A 16,860-nucleotide genomic window follows, 5' to 3' on the forward strand; every position below is an offset into this window, starting at 1 on the left:
CTGGTGCAACCTCCCGCATAACGAGAACCAAAACCAATAAAAAAGCCACCAACAACCATCATAAAAAAGCCTTTGAGTGTAAATAAACTTTCCCACGAGAATAATTGTTCGGGTAGCATTCCGTAAATTTCTGTCATTCCATAGCTTGCCAATTCGGTTTTTAGATTTCCATTAATAAGGATTGGATTTGGATTTGACAAAAAATTAAAAGCAATCACACCACCCAATAAAATACCGAAAACGAAAAACATATTCCAGATTTCTTTCTTCCAATAATATTTGAAAAACTTTATGTTTGCTGGTAAGCACATGGCGCAAGTGTGACGTAATGAGGCGCTAATACCAAATGATTTGTTTCCAATGATTAACAAAGCCGGAACCGTAAGTCCAACTAATGGGCCTGCAATATACCAAGGCCAAGGTTCTCTGATTAATTCTAGAATTTCCATATTTATATTTTTATTGTTGTAAAATTCACTTTTAAAAAAGATAACTAGTGTAACTTATGTCACACAACAAAAAAAAACATGTAAAAAATGACATATATAAGATAAGTTATCCTGTCTCATTTTTATTTAATTAGCTATTAGTCTGGATGTATTATTAAAATTCAGAGTTCATTAAAAGGGTATCAAACAAAAAAAGTGCTTGATTTCTCAAACACTTTTAACAAATTAAAACTAGAATCTATGATTTTTTTGGCTTTTTTTAGAAGAGTAACATCTGCTTTTTTTACTATTGTGGCACTACCACAAGACTTCTTAAAGTAAATTTATTAGTGAGTACAGTATAATATAATACTAGTTTTTCTATTAAAATTAGGTCTATGTTTATTACTTCTTTCTTGACTATTTATTAAAAATTAATTTGAACTTTTATTCCTTTTTGGGAGTTTTTACAAACATATTAAAAATTAGACCGCCCATTAAACCTCCATACAAAGTACTGTTTACAGGTTTAGAAGTAATGGCGCATGTTCCTGACTCACACCCGATGTTGAGATAATATAAATAACCTGCAACAGCTCCGATTATAATTCCAATAAGGGTGAGAATAACTTTTTTGTTCATATTCAATTACTTTTTTCTAGAATAATATTTATTAGTTCTTCGGTTGATAAAACGCCGGATTGTCTCCACAATTGTTTTCCGTTTTGAAACAATAATAATGTACGAACGCCACGAACATCATATTTTGCTGCCATTTTTATATTTTCATCGATATCAATTTTGAGTATAGTAACGCGATTTCCCAGACGCTCTTTTACTAATTTTAAAACAGGAGTTAGCATTTGGCAAGGACCACACCAAGTGGCAGAAAAATCAACTAGAACTGGATTTTCGGAATTAATAGTATCTTTAAAATTACTCTTTTCCATCGTCCTTTTTTTTTGATTTTGGAATAGCACAACCATTACTACCACAACATCCTGTATTGAAAAGCGCCATTCCTGTAAATAAAACTCCTGGGATTAGGAATAAATAATTTTCAGTAAAAAAGGCTTGTAGAATCACTATTATCCCCAGAACGAATCGAATGGCTCTGATGAAACTCCAATTGGTTAACATTGTGTTCAGCATACTTATAAATTAAATACATTTTTGAATTTTGTCATAAAGCAAACTTGGATTACTTTATGATATTTTTTTGAAATTAATCAAATCTTCTATTAAAGCCAGATGAAAATCTATTGTTGTCAAATACCCCTAAATTTCTGAAATTTCCACTGTCATAATTTCCCTTTGTGTGTTAATAATTCTGTGGAGAATGTTATTTCAAAATTATTTTTATGATTAAAAACAAAATAGAGACCAAATTTACGTGTTGCATTTATTAAAATGGTTACAAATGTTACACAAGCTTTTGAAACTATAATTGCACTATTTTGCCAGAATGAACATCGTAGCGCATTGATACAATTTTTATATGCTTCTTTTTACAATAGGATTTTGTTTGATTAAGGTTGTTGAATGCGCAATGTTAGCATTTATGGAACCCAATAAATTTTTTCCCTTCGGCATTTTTTTTTCTTCAGCCTTTTCTTCTTTTTCCTGAGCAAGAGTGGCCACAATATCATCAATGTGGCTTAAATGTTTTTTGTATAAATTATCTTTATCAGCAATATAGGCTTTGACTGCACCACATTCTGTATGACCTAAAACAACAATTAATTGTACGTCAAGATGTTCTACTGCATATTCAATACTTCCCATGTCAATATCTGAAATTAGGTTGCCTGCATTTCTAATGACAAACAAGTCGCCTAATCCTTGGTCAAATAATACTTCAGGAGAAACCCTGCTGTCAGAGCAAGTAAGCACTATAGCAAAAGGATGTTGTTCATTTTGGTTTTTTAGCACTGTTTTTTTGTCTTGATGCGGATGAATGGATTTTTCGTTTAGAAAACGTTGATTTCCAAAAATTAGTTGTTCTATTGGTTTTTGATTTTCTACAATCGGGTTTGCTGTTTCTTCTTTCTTACAACCTATTGTGATACTTAAAATTGCAATTGCCAGGATTGTTTTTCTCATTTTACTTTCAATTATTTTTTCAAAAGTAGCTGGTGAATTTGAGGTTTATTGTAACTTATATCACATAGCAAAAAAAGAGATTGCCTTTTTTTCTTTCACTTTTGAAATGTACTTAATTCTTGTCCTAATTTGTTTATGTTGTCCACTTGTTACTGCCTGAATTATTTCTTTGTCATCATAATTAAAATCAGTCCGCATGAATTCTAAAGTAATATCCATGTGCACGGCTTTGCGGCAAGTAGTTAAACTAAAAATGAATCGTTATCATATTGAACTTTTAGATTAAATGTTCCTATGTGATAAATGTTACAGACTGTAAAATTTTAAGTAGCAATATTTGCAATATAAAATTATAATTATGGAATATGTAGGTTATTTTGCGTCAATCCTTATTGGCGTAGCTTTGGGACTGATAGGGGGAGGTGGTTCCATTCTTACTGTACCTGTTTTAGTCTATTTATTTGCAGTTGAACCAGTATTAGCAACAGCTTATTCGTTGTTTATTGTTGGTTTAACAAGTGCTGTAGGAACTGTAGGCTATTTCAAAAAAGGTTTGGTTAACATAAAAACAGCTATTGTTTTTGGTATCCCATCAATTATCGCCGTTTTTACAACAAGAGCTTTTATTGTTCCTGCTATACCTAAAGAGATCTTTTCAATAGAAAACTTCATACTCACTAAAGATCTTTTTTTAATGTTACTTTTTGCTGTAATCATGGTTATTGCATCTTATACAATGATTAAAAAAGATAAAAAAACTACCATAGAAGAAGCTGGAGAGCAAAAATTTAATTATCCATTAATACTTATTGAAGGTGCAATTGTAGGTGTTATTACAGGTTTAGTTGGTGCGGGTGGTGGATTTTTAATCATTCCTGCATTAGTTATTCTTAGTAAATTACCCATGAAAGAAGCTGTAGGAACGTCTCTTGTAATTATTGCCGCCAAATCATTAATAGGCTTTTTTGGCGAAGGTGGAGAAAGTGCTATTGACTGGCAATTTCTATTTACCATTTCAGGTTTTGCAATTGTTGGAATTTTCATTGGAACGGCATTGTCTAAAAAAATAGATGGTAATAAACTAAAACCTGCATTTGGCTGGTTCGTTTTGGTAATGGGTATTTACATTATTACCAAAGAGTTATTTCTAAAATAAAATTCACATTGATACAGATACAAATTCAATACGTTTATCTTCTTATTTTAAAAAAAATCTAAAAAATGGCTAATCATTATCAAATATTAATTGTTGGAGGAGGAAATGCGGGACTTTCAGTCGCTTCACAATTACTTATCAAAAAAAATAATCTAAACATTGGAATCATTGATCCATCTGAAAAACATTATTACCAACCTGCATGGACTCTTGTTGGTGCTGGCATTTTTGAGATCAATAAGACGGTTCGAAATGAAAAAGATGTGATTCCAAAAAACACTACTTGGATCAAAGAAGCCGTGGCTGAATTTATGCCTACTGAAAATAAAGTAAAATGCCTTTCGGGGGATGAATTTACGTATGATTATTTGGTGGTTTGTCCTGGAATTCAATTGGATTGGAATAAGATAAAAGGTTTAAAGGAAACATTAGGAAAAAATAACGTGAGTAGTAACTACTCTTTTCAACACGCACCATATACCTGGGAAATGATTGAAAATTTCAAAGGCGGCACAGCTGTTTTCACAAACCCTACAACACCCATTAAATGTGGAGGAGCACCTCATAAAATCATGTATTTAGCTTGCGATTATTGGCGCAAAAAAGGAATTTTGGACAAATGTGATATCCATTATATTTCTGGAGCAAATGCAATATTTGGTGTTAAAGAATACGCGGAGACACTAAAAAAAGTAATAGCCAAATATAATATTCACGTGCATTATGGCGCTAATGTGACAGCGATACATGGTGAAAACAAAACGGTAGAATTTGAAACCCAAGAAATTGATGAAAATCTAAATCAAAAACTGTCCGATAAAAATGCCGCTTGTTACGGAATCATAGAAAACAAAACTACTGATGATCTTAAAAAGGTCATACTAAATTTTGATCTCTGCCACGCAGTTCCCCCGCAATCCGCACCTGATTTTATAAAAAATAGTCCTTTAAGAGATCCGGAAAATCTATTGGGATATGTAGATATTAATAAAAATACAATGCAGCATACTCATTTTAGAAATGTATTTGCTCTTGGAGATTGTACCAATGCTCCCTGTAGTAAAACAGGTGCGGCAATTAGAAAGCAAGCCCCGGTTGTGGTCGAAAATCTTTTGGCAATTATAGATAATAAAGTTGGAACGGCTCAATACGACGGGTATAGTGCATGTCCAATTCCTACTCAATACGGAAAATTAATGCTAGCTGAATTCGATTATACAAATACACCCAAAATGACTTTTCCAATAAATCAGGCAAAACCAAATTGGGCGATGTGGATCCTAAAAACTAAGATATTGCCTTGGTTGTATTGGAATAAAATCCTAAAAGGAACGGCATAATAATTAGTGCACTTTATTTTAGTTTGTTATCCCTTTCGAGTCAAATTGAAAGGGATTTTTTTCAACGTCATTGATGCCTCAATCAACTCTTAATAGCGATAATTTATGTCCTGATGTAGCGCCCCAATCAGTAACAGAGTTTATTATAAAAAATCCTCATGAGTCGGACTATATCATTAGTATGTTTAGCTGCGTATCCAATTCCTACTCCATACGGAAAATTAATGTGGTGAGAATACTCCAAACGTGTCTTTCCCTATTGATCAAGTGAAACTAGCATGGTTGATGTGGATACAAAAAGTGAAAATTTTAACCTAATTATATTGGAATAAAATATGGAAATGAACAGCTTAAAAGTTGTGTTTTTTAAATAAAAAGTACCATTATTGTCTCTTTTTAATAATTATCTTTAACAGAATTCTACACTATCATTTTAATATAAATACTAATGGTATTTTAAATTGAAAATAATCTTCTTTGGACTATCGGGGCAACCATTTTGTTAATTGTTTTTGTTGCTGGATCCATTTATTTTGCAATAACGTCTTTACGATAATTAAATATGAATGAAATTAAAAATATTAAATGTAGTGAAGTAACACAAAATGAGTTAAAGTTTGCCGTTTACCATACTTCGGATTTTTTACCTTTTATGCAAAAATTAAATATTCCGCACCGCCATAATTATTACATGATTTTGATTAATGAAAAGGGCATTGGATCACAATTGATTGATTTTAAAGAATCTTCTATTGAACCACTTTCAGTAACTTGTATGCATTATGGACAAATTCACCAATGGGTGGATTATGATAAAATTGAGGGTTATATATTAGTATTCGAAAGTGATTTTTTTGCACTCCGGTATCAAAATTATCAGTTAAGCGAATTTTCGTTTCTTACCTATCGGTATAAGCAGCCCTATTTAAAAATTGCTGTCGAAAAATTCGAACGCTTAAAATCCATTGCAGTATGGATGCTTCATGAATATAAAACCAATGAAACCGATTATGAGAAAAGCTTGCGCTCCTTGCTTAATTTATTATTAATTGATTTAAATCGATTGTTTGAACCTATACCTAAAAATACTGAATTCAGTCAATCGTTGCAACTCGTTCATCATTTTGAAGAACTAATAAATCAACATTACAAACAAAAACACTTTGTAAAAGAGTATGCTGCCATGCTGAATATTCGTCCCAATTATCTCAATTCTGTTTGCAACGATGTGGTAAAGATTGCTGCTGGAGATTTAATTAGAAATAGAATCTTGTTAGAATCCAAGCGATTACTCATTCACGAACAAAAAACAGTCGCTGAAATTGCTTATGAATTAGGCTTTGAAGACAATTCCTATTTTGGACGTTTCTTCAAAAAATATGAAAACATAACTCCTGATGCATTTAAGCGTACGTTTATTAATGCGAGTAAATCCTCTCCAATTTAAAAGCAACTATTTATTGTTAAGTAACTATTACAATATACTTTTTACCTTTAAAATCTATTTTTAATAAAATTTAAAATATGCTTTTTTTCTAAAAAACGTATTGTCATACAAAAGCCCCTATTTATAAACAAATGGAATACTATTGCCAATGGTAATAAAATGCTTGAAAAATGTTTTATTTGTAGTCAGCGTACTGAATTAGAACCAGGTTTTTGTGAAGGGAGTGGTTATCTAACTTATGGGTTAAGCGTTTGGAAATCAATTATAACTTTTGTAGTTTGGATTTCTGCAACAGGTTATGGTTTTAAAAATAGAGAAGTTTTGTAGTTGACCCTATTTTTTCATGGTAATGATAAATTTAACACAAATAATACTAAAAATAATTACTTATGGACGTAGAGATTCTTGCTCGAATTCAGTTTGCTTTCACCATTGCTTTTCATTATATCTATCCTCCTTTAAGCATTGGGATCGGTTTGATTATGGTTCTTACTGAAGGACTTTACCTTAAAACCGGAAATAAAGAATATGAAATTTTAACGCGCTTTTGGATCAAAATATTTGCTTTAACATTTGGTATTGGTGTGGCTACCGGCATTATCATGGAATTTGAATTTGGTACCAATTGGGCCGTATATTCAAGATATGTAGGCGATATTTTTGGTAGTGCTTTAGCTGCCGAAGGTTTATTTGCTTTTGGTTTAGAAAGTACTTTTTTGGGGGTTTTGCTTTTTGGATGGAATAGAGTGAAGCCTTGGGTCCATTTTGTTTCTACAGTAGGTGTTTTTTTAGGTTCCATGTTTTCGGCAGTTTGGATTGTAGTCGCTAATTCCTGGCAACAAACTCCAGCAGGATTTCACATTGTAGGTGAAGGATTAATGGCGCGTGCCGAAGTAACTGATTTTTGGGCCATGGTGTTCAATCCTTCCAGTGTAGACCGAATCATTCATACTTGGCAAGGAGCGATTTTGGCGGGAGCATTTTTGGTGTTAAGTGTTCATGCTTATTATATCAGGAAAGGGCGCTATATCCAAATTTCTAAAAAAGCATTTAAAATAGCACTTGTTGTTGCCACTATTTTTTCTTTAGGTCAGTTAGTGTCAGGGCACAGTTCAGCAGATGGCGTGGCGGTAAACCAACCCGCAAAATTAGCGGCAATGGAAGGGCATTTCGAAAAATCAGCACCTGCCGATTTGTATCTTTTGGGATGGGTTGATAAAGACAAACAAAAAGTTACTGGGATTGGTATTCCTGGCGGGCTGTCGTTTTTGGTGCACCAAGATTTTAAAGCGCCAATTACAGGTTTAAATAGTTTTCCGGTGGAAGACCGACCAAGCCAAGTAAATGCTGTTTTTCAGTTTTATCATATTATGGTTGCTATTGGAATGGCTTTAATTGGATTATCATTGTTTGCTTGTTTTATGTGGTGGCGTGGAAAATTATTTGAAACTAAATGGTTGCTGTGGATTTTTTCATTTGCTGTTATTTTACCACAAATAGCCAACCAAGTAGGATGGTTTGCCGCCGAGATGGGCAGACAACCTTGGGTGGTGTATGGACTTCTAAGAACTAATAAAGCTTTTTCACAAGAAGTTACTTCCAGTCACATCCTTTTTTCTTTGATCTTATTTTTAGTGGTTTATAGTATCCTATTTGTTTTGTTTATCTACATGGTCAACAAAAAAATTAAACACGGTCCTTATGAAGAAGCCGAGAAAACTGTAAATTTTACAACCGTTTAAAAAACTTAAAAATTATTAATTATGGAATATTTTTTAGGAGTTGATTATCCTACTTTATGGTATTTAGTGATCGGACTTTTATTTTCAGGTTATGCCATTTTAGAAGGGTTTGATTTTGGAGCCGGTGCCTGGCATTTATTTTTAAGAAAAGATTTAAGTCGCAGAATTGCTATCAATGCCATTGCTCCGGTTTGGGATGCTAATCAAGTATGGCTTGTCATAGGTGGTGGCGCTTTATTTGCAGGATTTCCGGTAATGTACGCTACCATGTTATCCGCAATGTATGTTCCTTTTATGCTCTTTTTGATGTTTAATGTACTCCGTGCCGCGGCTATCAAATTTAGAAGTGCCGAAGAGATGCTTTGGTGGAGAAAAACATGGGATTATGTTTACAGTATTTCCAGTATTATGATTTCATTTTTACTGGGTGTTGTTCTAGGTAATATTTTGCAAGGTTTTGCGTTGGGACCAAATTATGCTTACCAAGGAGGCATGTTTTTCTCTTTCCTTAATCCATACGCAATTATGGTAGGCTTGACTACTTTATCCTTATTTATGACGCAAGGCGCTATTTATCTGTTATTAAAAACCGAAGGGAAATTACATGTAAGACTGACTTTTTTACTAAAGAAAGGAATGCTGTTTTTTATTATAAGCTTCGGGATTACCACACTTTACACTTTAGTTTTTATCCCTGAAGTTACCGAAAATTTCAGAGAAAATCCGCTTTATTTTGTTGTTCCGATAATCTCTTTTTTGGCTGTGGCCAATGTTCCGCGTTTAGCTTCAAAAAAGCGCTATATGCTGGCATTGGTTTTCTCCTCCTTAACAATGGCGTTTTTGCTTATTCTTGTTGCTTTACAATTGTATCCAACGTTATTAATTTCTACAATCGATCCAAAGTATAGTGTAACCATTTACAATGCCGCATCGTCACAAAAATCATTAGGAATCATGTTGACCATTGTGGTGATTGGCACACCTTTACTTGCGGCCTATTTTATCTTTTTATACCGAACATTCAATGGAAAAGTAAAACTGGATGATACCAGTTATTAATTAAAAAGAACACTCAATTTTTATAGTTCAAATCCAAAGCAGTAATGTCTCTGGATTGGCAACTGGGAGATAAAGTAATTATTCCGGCTCTAAAAACAGTAAAAGCTTTAACTGAAAGAAAGGAAAGTGATTTAGAATTGTGGGCTAGTATTTTACCAAAAAATTGCTATAAAGAATTTTTGTAAATGTTCCATTAAGACCGTCCTTGTGATGGTCTTTTTTTTGCGTATTAAAAAATAAAATAGAATTTAATTTCTCTCTGTGACTTTTGTCACATACTATATTTACTCATAAAATAGTTATTTTATCATGATAATTGTCACTTTGGATACTAAAAGGGTCTTATAAATTTGCCTCAATATTATTGATATAAAAGTATTATTAATTCAAAAAACTTGATTATGAAAATCGAACAAATTTACACAGGATGTATTGCTCACGCAGCTTATTATATTGAAAATAATGGTGAAGCCGCCATTTTTGACCCTTTACGAGAAGTACAACCCTATATTGATAGAGCATTTAATGATAATGCCAAAATTAAATATGTGTTTCTTACTCATTTTCACGCTGATTTCGTTTCAGGGCATTTGGATTTAGCAAATAAAACTAATGCAAAAATTGTGTATGGACCAACGGCAAAACCTGCTTATGAAATTATTTCTGCTGAAGACGGACAGATTTTTGAAATTTGAAATTATAAAGTAAAAGTGATTCATACTCCGGGACACACCATGGAAAGTACTACTTTTCTATTGATTGATGAAAACGGAAAAGAACACGGAATCATAACTGGTGACACATTGTTTATTGGCGATGTTGGTCGTCCAGATTTAGCACAACATGTTGTTGCTGATTTAACACAAGACAAATTAGCACGTTATTTATATCATTCTTTGCGAACTAAAATTATGCCTTTGTCAGATAATTTAATCGTATATCCAAATCACGGTGCGGGTTCGGCTTGCGGGAAAATGATGAGTAAAGAAACTACCGATACTTTGGGGAACCAAAAGAAAACCAATTATGCATTAAATCCAAAAATGACCGAAGATGAATTTGTTACTGCTGTTTTAACTGGACTAACGAATCCTCCAGGCTATTTTCCAGCCAATGTGTTACTGAATATTAATGGCTATGACAGTTTAGATGCGATATTAAAAAAAGCGAAAACACCTTTAAATCCAACCGAATTTGAAGTAGTGGCAAACGAAACTAGAGCTTTAGTACTGGATACTCGTGACGCATCCGAATTTGCAAGAGGCTTTATTCCAAACAGTATTAACATTGGTTTAGACGGCAGTTTTGCGATGTGGGTGGGCGAAATGATTGCAGATATCAAACAAGAAATCTTATTAGTCACTGAAATTGGTAAGGAAGAAGAAAGCATGGTGCGTCTTTCCCGTATTGGATATGATTATACTATTGGCTATTTAAATGGAGGAATTAATGCATGGAAAAAGGAAGGTTTTGAATTGGATACCGTAAACAGAATTACAGCAAAACAATTAGAAGATATTATTGATTTTGATGAAACACTTATTTTTGATGTCAGAAAGAAAAGCGAGTTTTTATCGGAACATCTTATTGGGGCAATAAATGTACCCTTAAACGAAATCAACAATCACTTGGCGGAATTTCCAAAAGAGAAAAAATTTATTTTGCATTGTGCCGGAGGTTATCGTAGTATGATTGCTGCTTCAATTTTAAAACAACGAGGTTGGGATAATTTTGTTGATGTTATTGGTGGCTTTGCCGAAATCAAAAATACTAATCTTTTAACATCCGATTATGTTTGTCCAACAACACTATTGTAAATAATTCATTGTTTTGTATTGTCCTGAAAAACGGATTCAGGATAGATAAAAGAGATTGCCTTTTTTAGGTTATCTCTTTTTATATTTTATGTAAATTGGATATCCTACATAAAACGGTACCTTTAGTTTTACTACATTTTTGTAATTAATTTAATGGTTAAATTCTTCAATTGTTGCATAAATCATAGCTTAATTTCTCATTTTCACTTGTACCAAATTTTAATATATTCAAAGTAGTTACGGTATCATGTGTAAAGCTTTGATTGATAGCACCAATCTTCAAACAAAATATTTTGGAATACAAAAAAAGGTCTGAAGTTCAACAAAATTTATATTATACCTTTATCCAATACAAGTTCTGCTAAGGCTAACGACGGTCCTGACGATGAAATAATTATTATAAAAACCATCAAAAAAAGCTAAATAACCTGCACTGCTTTGTAATTAAATACTAATTTCGGGGAAAGAAATTTTATATGCTGCGTTCCCCGGTTTTAGTTTTATTGTTGTTATTTGCAATTGTATCCTGCCAAAAAGGGTCAGAAACAACTTCTGTGAATGTTAAAAATAGAGAAACGACTAAAAGTGTCCTTGCTCAGAAATATTCAGAATTAGGTGATTCTTTTAGCAGGGATAATAAACTGGATAGTGCTTTCTATTATTATTTAAAATCTACAGAATTATTTAAAGAGGAAGACATCAGCACATACATCGCATATAATCTAGTTGGAATGGCGTATATCCAACAGACCTTTGGTGATTATTACAGCAGTGAAGAAACTTTAATCGAAGCTTTGCCATATTTAAACAATGATTTACAATTTCAAGTGGCGGCAAATAATTTATTTGGAATCGCAGCAAAAGAACTAAAAAATTATGATGACGCCGTTCGTTATTATACTACAATTTTAAAAACTGTTAAAGATTCTGTCACTAGAGTGGCTGCTCTTAATAATATCGCTACAGTATATATGGAACAAAAAAAGTACAGAAAAGCAATAGTACTTTTAGAGCCGGTTTTAAAGTCTGATATTTTAGACACACTGCAGAATAACAAAGCTAGAATTATTGATAACCTGGGATTTGCTTATTATAAAGACAATAAGATTTCAAAGGGACTACAATTAATGAATCAGGCTTTAGCAATCAGAACTAGCATTAACGATTCTTACGGAAGTATTGAAAGCTATTTGCATTTAGCCGATTACTATCAAAATAAAGATTACCAAAAATCAAAAGAGAATGCACTACATGCTTATGATGAAGCAACAAAACATCAAAGTATTGACGAACGACTGGAAGCCTTGGCATTTTTAATGTCATATAATCAAGAAAAAGGAGTAAATAGTTACGCCATATTGTTTGTAAATCTAAATGACAGTATTAAGAAAGTACGAAATAATGCTAAAAATCAATTTGCAAAAATTAGATATGATTCTAGAAAAGCCATACTAGAAAGTATCAAATATAAGGGGCAAAGGGCTGAAATCCTTTTGCAGCTTGAAACACAAAAGAGCCAAAAGTACTTGTTCTTTTTTGGATTTGTTGCGTTACTTGGCGGGATTGGATTTATAGTCAATTATTACAAAAGTAAAACCAAACGAGAACGCTTAGAGGCCAATTATACTACTGAAACCCGAATTTCTAAAGAACTCCATGATGAATTGGCCAATGATGTTTTTTATGCGATGACTTTTGCTGAAACTCAAGATTTGCAGAATCCAATAAAAAAAGAAACTCTTTTAGATCATATTGATAAAATATATGTTAGAACACGAAATTTTTCTAAAGAGAATAGTCCTGTAGAAACTGGAGAACATTATGAACAAAATTTAAAAGAAATGCTCAATAGCTACAAAAGTATTAGTACCGTAGTTATTATTAAAAATGGAGAACCAATAGATTGGTCAAAAATTCAAACAGAAAAAAAGATAGCCATACAAAGAGTATTACAAGAACTTATGGTTAATATGAAAAAACACAGTCAAGCCAGTTTTGTTATCATTGGTTTTGATATGGAACAAAATACTCTCAGAATTGACTATTCAGATAATGGAGTTGGTTTTTCACAGCAACTTATTTTAAAAAATGGTCTTCAGAATGCGGAAAACCGTATTGAGACTGTAAAAGGAATACTTACTTTTGATTCTCAAACCAATAAAGGCTTCAAGGCTAAGATTTTAGTTCCAAAATAATATACCAATATGTTTACAAAAGTTTTAATTGCGGATGATATTGATTTTAATGATTTGGGTGCTTCCCAGATACTAAATGAACTTGATGTTCTCGAAATTCAATATGCAAAATATTGTGATGAAGCATTGTTAAAGTATTTAACTATTATTTTCTAAGTTATTTATTTTTAATTTTTAAAATAAATTTTATTGATCGAACCCCTTGTTGGATATTGATTTTACTGAGATTTAGGCATAAAAAAACCCGAAAATTGTTGATTTTCGGGTTTTTTGTGGAGTCGCCGAGAATCGAACTCGGGTCCAAACAAGCAACTAAAAAGCTTTCTACGCGTTTATTTTCTGATTGAGTTTTCGATACTGTGCTAGGCCAGAAACAGCCACACGATACTTATCTTCTTAATTTTGAAATCCACCCGAAGCTCATGGAAATCTAGGTTTATTTTTACGGTTCCCCTGAACTGAACGCCACAAACCAAGGCTTTCAAGGAGAATCCAGCTTTCCTATCTGATAGGAACGTGGCTTAATCGTACTATAATTCGGATTATGCAGCTAAAGCGTAGTTATTTTCGCCGTGTAAAATTGTAAGATCTTATATTTACGAGCAAGGTCTCAATGCTCGACGTGCTTACTTATCAATTCGACTTGCTGTCAAAACCAGTCGACCCCTTTTTTATTTCAACATTCAAAATGAATTTTGAGTTTGCAAATATACACTTTTATACTTGAATTTGTATTGCTAAACTTTAAACTATATTACAAAAACCATTCCTTTTTATTCGTCTCTTTGTTTGAACGGATAATCCCCAAATAAGACAGCCAATTTGCGTACGTCATAGGTTTTTCGAGTAAATTTATTCGAAAGCGCTATGATGGTCACGCCCTCTTTTCTCAAGGTGATATAAGATGAGGTATTGCCATGCCACCAGCCGTTATGAAAATAAAAATTTTGTCCCGTGTCCCAATTGATCATTCGAATGCCAAGTCCATAATTTTTAGTTCCTTTTCGTTCATTACTATATCCTTTATACACTTGACTTTGTAACGATGGTGTTAAAAAAGTAGAACTATTTCGCGCTCTGTCAAATTTCAATAAATCTCGCGGTGTGGAGTATATATTTTTGTCCCCATAAACAGCATCTAAATAATCTTTGCCAATTTCTACTTTGTTTCCTTTATAAGAGGTAACTGCTGTGTCTTTATCTCTATCATAGTCAAAAACATAGGTGTTCTTCATGCCAAGTGGATCAAAAATGATTTGTTTCATGGCTTCTTTATATGGAAGTTTTGTGATTTTTTCAATTATTAATGCCAACATGGCATAATTAGTATTACAATAACTGAAGCGCGTATCGGTTTTAAATTCTAAACCAATCTCTTTTGTAGCCATGATGGTCAGAATGTCTTGATTGGTAAGTATGTTGTGTCTATCCCAAATAGTTTTGTCACGATCTGTAAAATAGGCATAATTACGCATTCCGCTTCTGTGATTCAACAATGTTTTTATAGATACTTCAGGATAAGGAAACTCTTTCAAGATGGTATTTACCTTTTGATCTAAGTCAATCCTTTTAGCATTTATTAATTTTAAAATAGCGGTTGCCGTGATTACTTTACTTACAGAGGCAATATGTAAAGGAGTAGATTTAGTGATTAATGTTTTATCTCTAAAATTGGAATAGCCTTCGTATTTTTCATAAATAATTTGACCATTTTTAGCCACTAGAAAACTTCCATTTGCACTATTATTGGGCCAGTTTTTTTTATAAAAAGAATCAATGGATGTCTTTTTTGAATTAATGTATTCGGCAGTTAATTTTGTCTCCGGTTTACTTAATGGCTTCATCTTGGGTAATGTACTCTGTGGGAGTTGTGCATCACTCAATTCAATCTTCTTTTTCTCTTTGTTACAAGAACTCAAAACTACAAAGACGAGAAGAATATGTAGTATATTTGTTTTTTTTATAAAATTCATTTCCGTGGTACTAGAAAGGCAAATATATAGAATCAATGTCTTTTCACACCTTGTTTTTTCGAAACCTTAACACTATTTTATAAGTAAACTTAAAATGTGTTTTTCTATTATTATGGACCTCAACCAATAATAGTTTTTGGCGTATGTATTTTAATTAAAAAATAAATCGATTTTAGTTTAAAATGTTATATTTGTAACAAATAAACTAAATAAAGTTATAATAAAAGTAAATCAAAAGTATAAAAAAATATGAAATTCGGAATTTTAAAAGAAAGAAAAAACCCGCCTGACAGAAGAGTTATTTTCTCACCTGATGAATTAACTAAACTAAAACAGCTGTATCAAAATGTTGCTGTAAAAGTTGAACGTTCTGATATTCGTATTTTTACCGATTCAGAATATGAAAAACTAGGGATTGAAGTGACTGATGACATCAGTGATTGTGATATTTTGTTTGGCGTAAAAGAAGTACCGGTGGAAAATTTAATTCCGAACAAAACATATTTCTTTTTTTCTCATACCATAAAAAAGCAACCTTACAACAGAAAATTATTACAAGCAATTTTAGAAAAAAATATTGATTTATACGATTATGAAACAATTGTAGATTCTAATAATCGCAGGCTAATTGGTTTTGGTCGTTACGCAGGAATTGTAGGCGCTTACAATAGTATTCGCGCTTTTGGAATAAAATTCGAATTGTTCAAATTGCCAAAAGCAGAAACACTTTCTGGTAAAGAAGCACTAATTGCTCATTTGAAACGGTTGATTTTGCCGCCATTAAAATTTGTTATTACAGGTACTGGAAAAGTAGGAAGCGGAGCTAAAGAAGTTCTAGATGCTATAAAAATAAAGGAAGTTTCAGTTGAAAATTATTTGACAAAAAGTTATTCGCAACCCGTATATACGCAAATAGATGTTTTAGAATACAATAAGCGTAAAGATGGTAAGGTATTGGATTATACGGATTTTTATCATAATCAAAAGGAATATGTTTCTGATTTCGAAAGATTTACAAAAGTATCAGATATCTATATTACCGGACATTTTCATGCGAATGAAGCCCCGGTCATTCTTACACGAGAAATGTTGCAATCGAAAGATTGTAAAATTAAAGTTGTTGCTGATGTTTCCTGCGATGTTAATGGTCCAATAGCCTGTACGCTGAGATCATCTACAATTGCCGAGCCCTTATATGGATATTTACCAAATGAAAACAAAGAAGTAGATGTTTTTCATCCCGCAGCAATTGTAGTTATGGCAGTGGATAATTTACCCTGTGAACTCCCAAAAGACGCAAGCGAAGGATTTGGCGAAATGTTTATGGAACATGTTATTCCCGCTTTTTTTAATGAAGATAAAGATGGAATTTTACAAAGAGCTAAAATTACTGAAAAAGGAAAACTGACTCCGAAATTTAGTTATTTACAAGATTATGTTGATGGAAAATAAATAGAATGTTGTTTTTATTATAAAAAAAATCCCCCAGATAATTTCTAAATTTTGGGGATTTGTAATTAAGTCAATATTTTTTTATTTTAAGAATAGGATTGTTTTCAAATTGATGCATCATTTTGTCATTACAATGATGATGAATGCC

The 16,860-nt window shown here is 32.4% G+C and carries 14 protein-coding genes, 1 other RNA gene and 1 pseudogene; 9 read left to right on the forward strand and 7 right to left on the reverse strand.

Going from position 1 to position 16,860, the window contains the following annotated elements; all coding sequences use genetic code 11:
* From BMX64_RS05915 to BMX64_RS05935, 5 genes are all read right to left on the reverse strand, one after another.
* A partial coding sequence (locus tag BMX64_RS05915; protein WP_091168330.1) for a YeeE/YedE family protein occupies positions 1 to 449 on the reverse strand: 449 nt, incomplete at its 3' end.
* A 426-nt stretch (positions 450 to 875) separates the two neighbouring features.
* Positions 876 to 1,070, reverse strand: coding sequence for a DUF6132 family protein (locus tag BMX64_RS05920; RefSeq protein ID WP_091168334.1), 195 nt, complete (start codon positions 1,068 to 1,070; stop codon positions 876 to 878).
* 2 nt (positions 1,071 to 1,072) lie between these two features.
* A complete protein-coding gene (gene trxA, locus BMX64_RS05925; RefSeq protein WP_091168338.1) occupies positions 1,073 to 1,378 on the reverse strand; it encodes a thioredoxin in 306 nt (101 codons plus the stop codon).
* Positions 1,365 to 1,580, reverse strand: coding sequence for a hypothetical protein (locus BMX64_RS05930; protein WP_143056057.1), 216 nt, complete (start codon positions 1,578 to 1,580; stop codon positions 1,365 to 1,367). The genes trxA and BMX64_RS05930 overlap by 14 nt, the downstream gene beginning before the upstream one ends.
* Positions 1,581 to 1,922: 342 nt before the next feature.
* Positions 1,923 to 2,531: a carbonic anhydrase gene (locus BMX64_RS05935; protein WP_091168345.1), complete on the reverse strand. Its 609-nt coding sequence runs from the start codon at positions 2,529 to 2,531 to the stop codon at positions 1,923 to 1,925.
* 358 nt (positions 2,532 to 2,889) lie between these two features.
* Here BMX64_RS05935 and BMX64_RS05940 point away from each other — a divergent pair, with 358 nt between their 5' ends.
* The 8 genes and pseudogenes from BMX64_RS05940 (at position 2,890) to BMX64_RS15670 (ending at position 13,443) form a co-directional block, all read left to right on the forward strand.
* Positions 2,890 to 3,687: a sulfite exporter TauE/SafE family protein gene (locus tag BMX64_RS05940; RefSeq protein ID WP_091168348.1), complete on the forward strand. Its 798-nt coding sequence runs from the start codon at positions 2,890 to 2,892 to the stop codon at positions 3,685 to 3,687.
* Positions 3,688 to 3,752: 65 nt separating this feature from the next.
* Positions 3,753 to 5,027 (forward strand): NAD(P)/FAD-dependent oxidoreductase, encoded by a 1,275-nt coding sequence (locus BMX64_RS05945; RefSeq protein WP_091168351.1) that lies wholly within the window; start codon positions 3,753 to 3,755, stop codon positions 5,025 to 5,027.
* 562 nt (positions 5,028 to 5,589) lie between these two features.
* Positions 5,590 to 6,474 carry a helix-turn-helix domain-containing protein gene (locus BMX64_RS05950; protein WP_091168355.1) on the forward strand — a complete coding sequence of 295 codons (885 nt, stop codon included), beginning with the start codon at positions 5,590 to 5,592 and terminating at the stop codon, positions 6,472 to 6,474.
* A gap of 389 nt (positions 6,475 to 6,863) precedes the next feature.
* Positions 6,864 to 8,216: a cytochrome ubiquinol oxidase subunit I gene (locus BMX64_RS05955; RefSeq protein WP_091168358.1), complete on the forward strand. Its 1,353-nt coding sequence runs from the start codon at positions 6,864 to 6,866 to the stop codon at positions 8,214 to 8,216.
* A 21-nt stretch (positions 8,217 to 8,237) separates the two neighbouring features.
* On the forward strand, positions 8,238 to 9,275 hold the full coding sequence (gene cydB, locus BMX64_RS05960) for a cytochrome d ubiquinol oxidase subunit II (protein ID WP_091168361.1): 1,038 nt from the start codon (positions 8,238 to 8,240) through the stop codon (positions 9,273 to 9,275).
* 401 nt (positions 9,276 to 9,676) lie between these two features.
* A pseudogene (locus BMX64_RS05965) lies at positions 9,677 to 11,092 on the forward strand (MBL fold metallo-hydrolase).
* A gap of 554 nt (positions 11,093 to 11,646) precedes the next feature.
* Entirely contained in the window at positions 11,647 to 13,287 is a 1,641-nt protein-coding gene (locus BMX64_RS05970; RefSeq protein WP_244273236.1) for a tetratricopeptide repeat protein, read from the forward strand.
* A gap of 9 nt (positions 13,288 to 13,296) precedes the next feature.
* Positions 13,297 to 13,443: a hypothetical protein gene (locus BMX64_RS15670; RefSeq protein WP_167543028.1), complete on the forward strand. Its 147-nt coding sequence runs from the start codon at positions 13,297 to 13,299 to the stop codon at positions 13,441 to 13,443.
* A gap of 114 nt (positions 13,444 to 13,557) precedes the next feature.
* Here the strand turns inward: BMX64_RS15670 and ssrA are convergent.
* Both ssrA and BMX64_RS05980 read right to left on the reverse strand, forming a co-directional pair.
* Positions 13,558 to 13,954, reverse strand: a transfer-messenger RNA (tmRNA) gene (ssrA, locus tag BMX64_RS05975).
* A 106-nt stretch (positions 13,955 to 14,060) separates the two neighbouring features.
* On the reverse strand, positions 14,061 to 15,260 hold the full coding sequence (locus tag BMX64_RS05980; RefSeq protein ID WP_091168369.1) for a serine hydrolase domain-containing protein: 1,200 nt from the start codon (positions 15,258 to 15,260) through the stop codon (positions 14,061 to 14,063).
* 249 nt (positions 15,261 to 15,509) lie between these two features.
* Between BMX64_RS05980 and BMX64_RS05985 the strand changes: the two genes are divergently transcribed.
* Positions 15,510 to 16,712, forward strand: a complete 1,203-nt coding sequence (locus BMX64_RS05985; RefSeq protein ID WP_091168373.1) for an NAD(P)-dependent oxidoreductase — start codon at positions 15,510 to 15,512, stop codon at positions 16,710 to 16,712.
* Positions 16,713 to 16,860 lie beyond the last annotated feature (148 nt).

This window comes from Flavobacterium sinopsychrotolerans (genome assembly GCF_900110375.1).
GTDB lineage: Bacteria > Bacteroidota > Bacteroidia > Flavobacteriales > Flavobacteriaceae > Flavobacterium > Flavobacterium sinopsychrotolerans.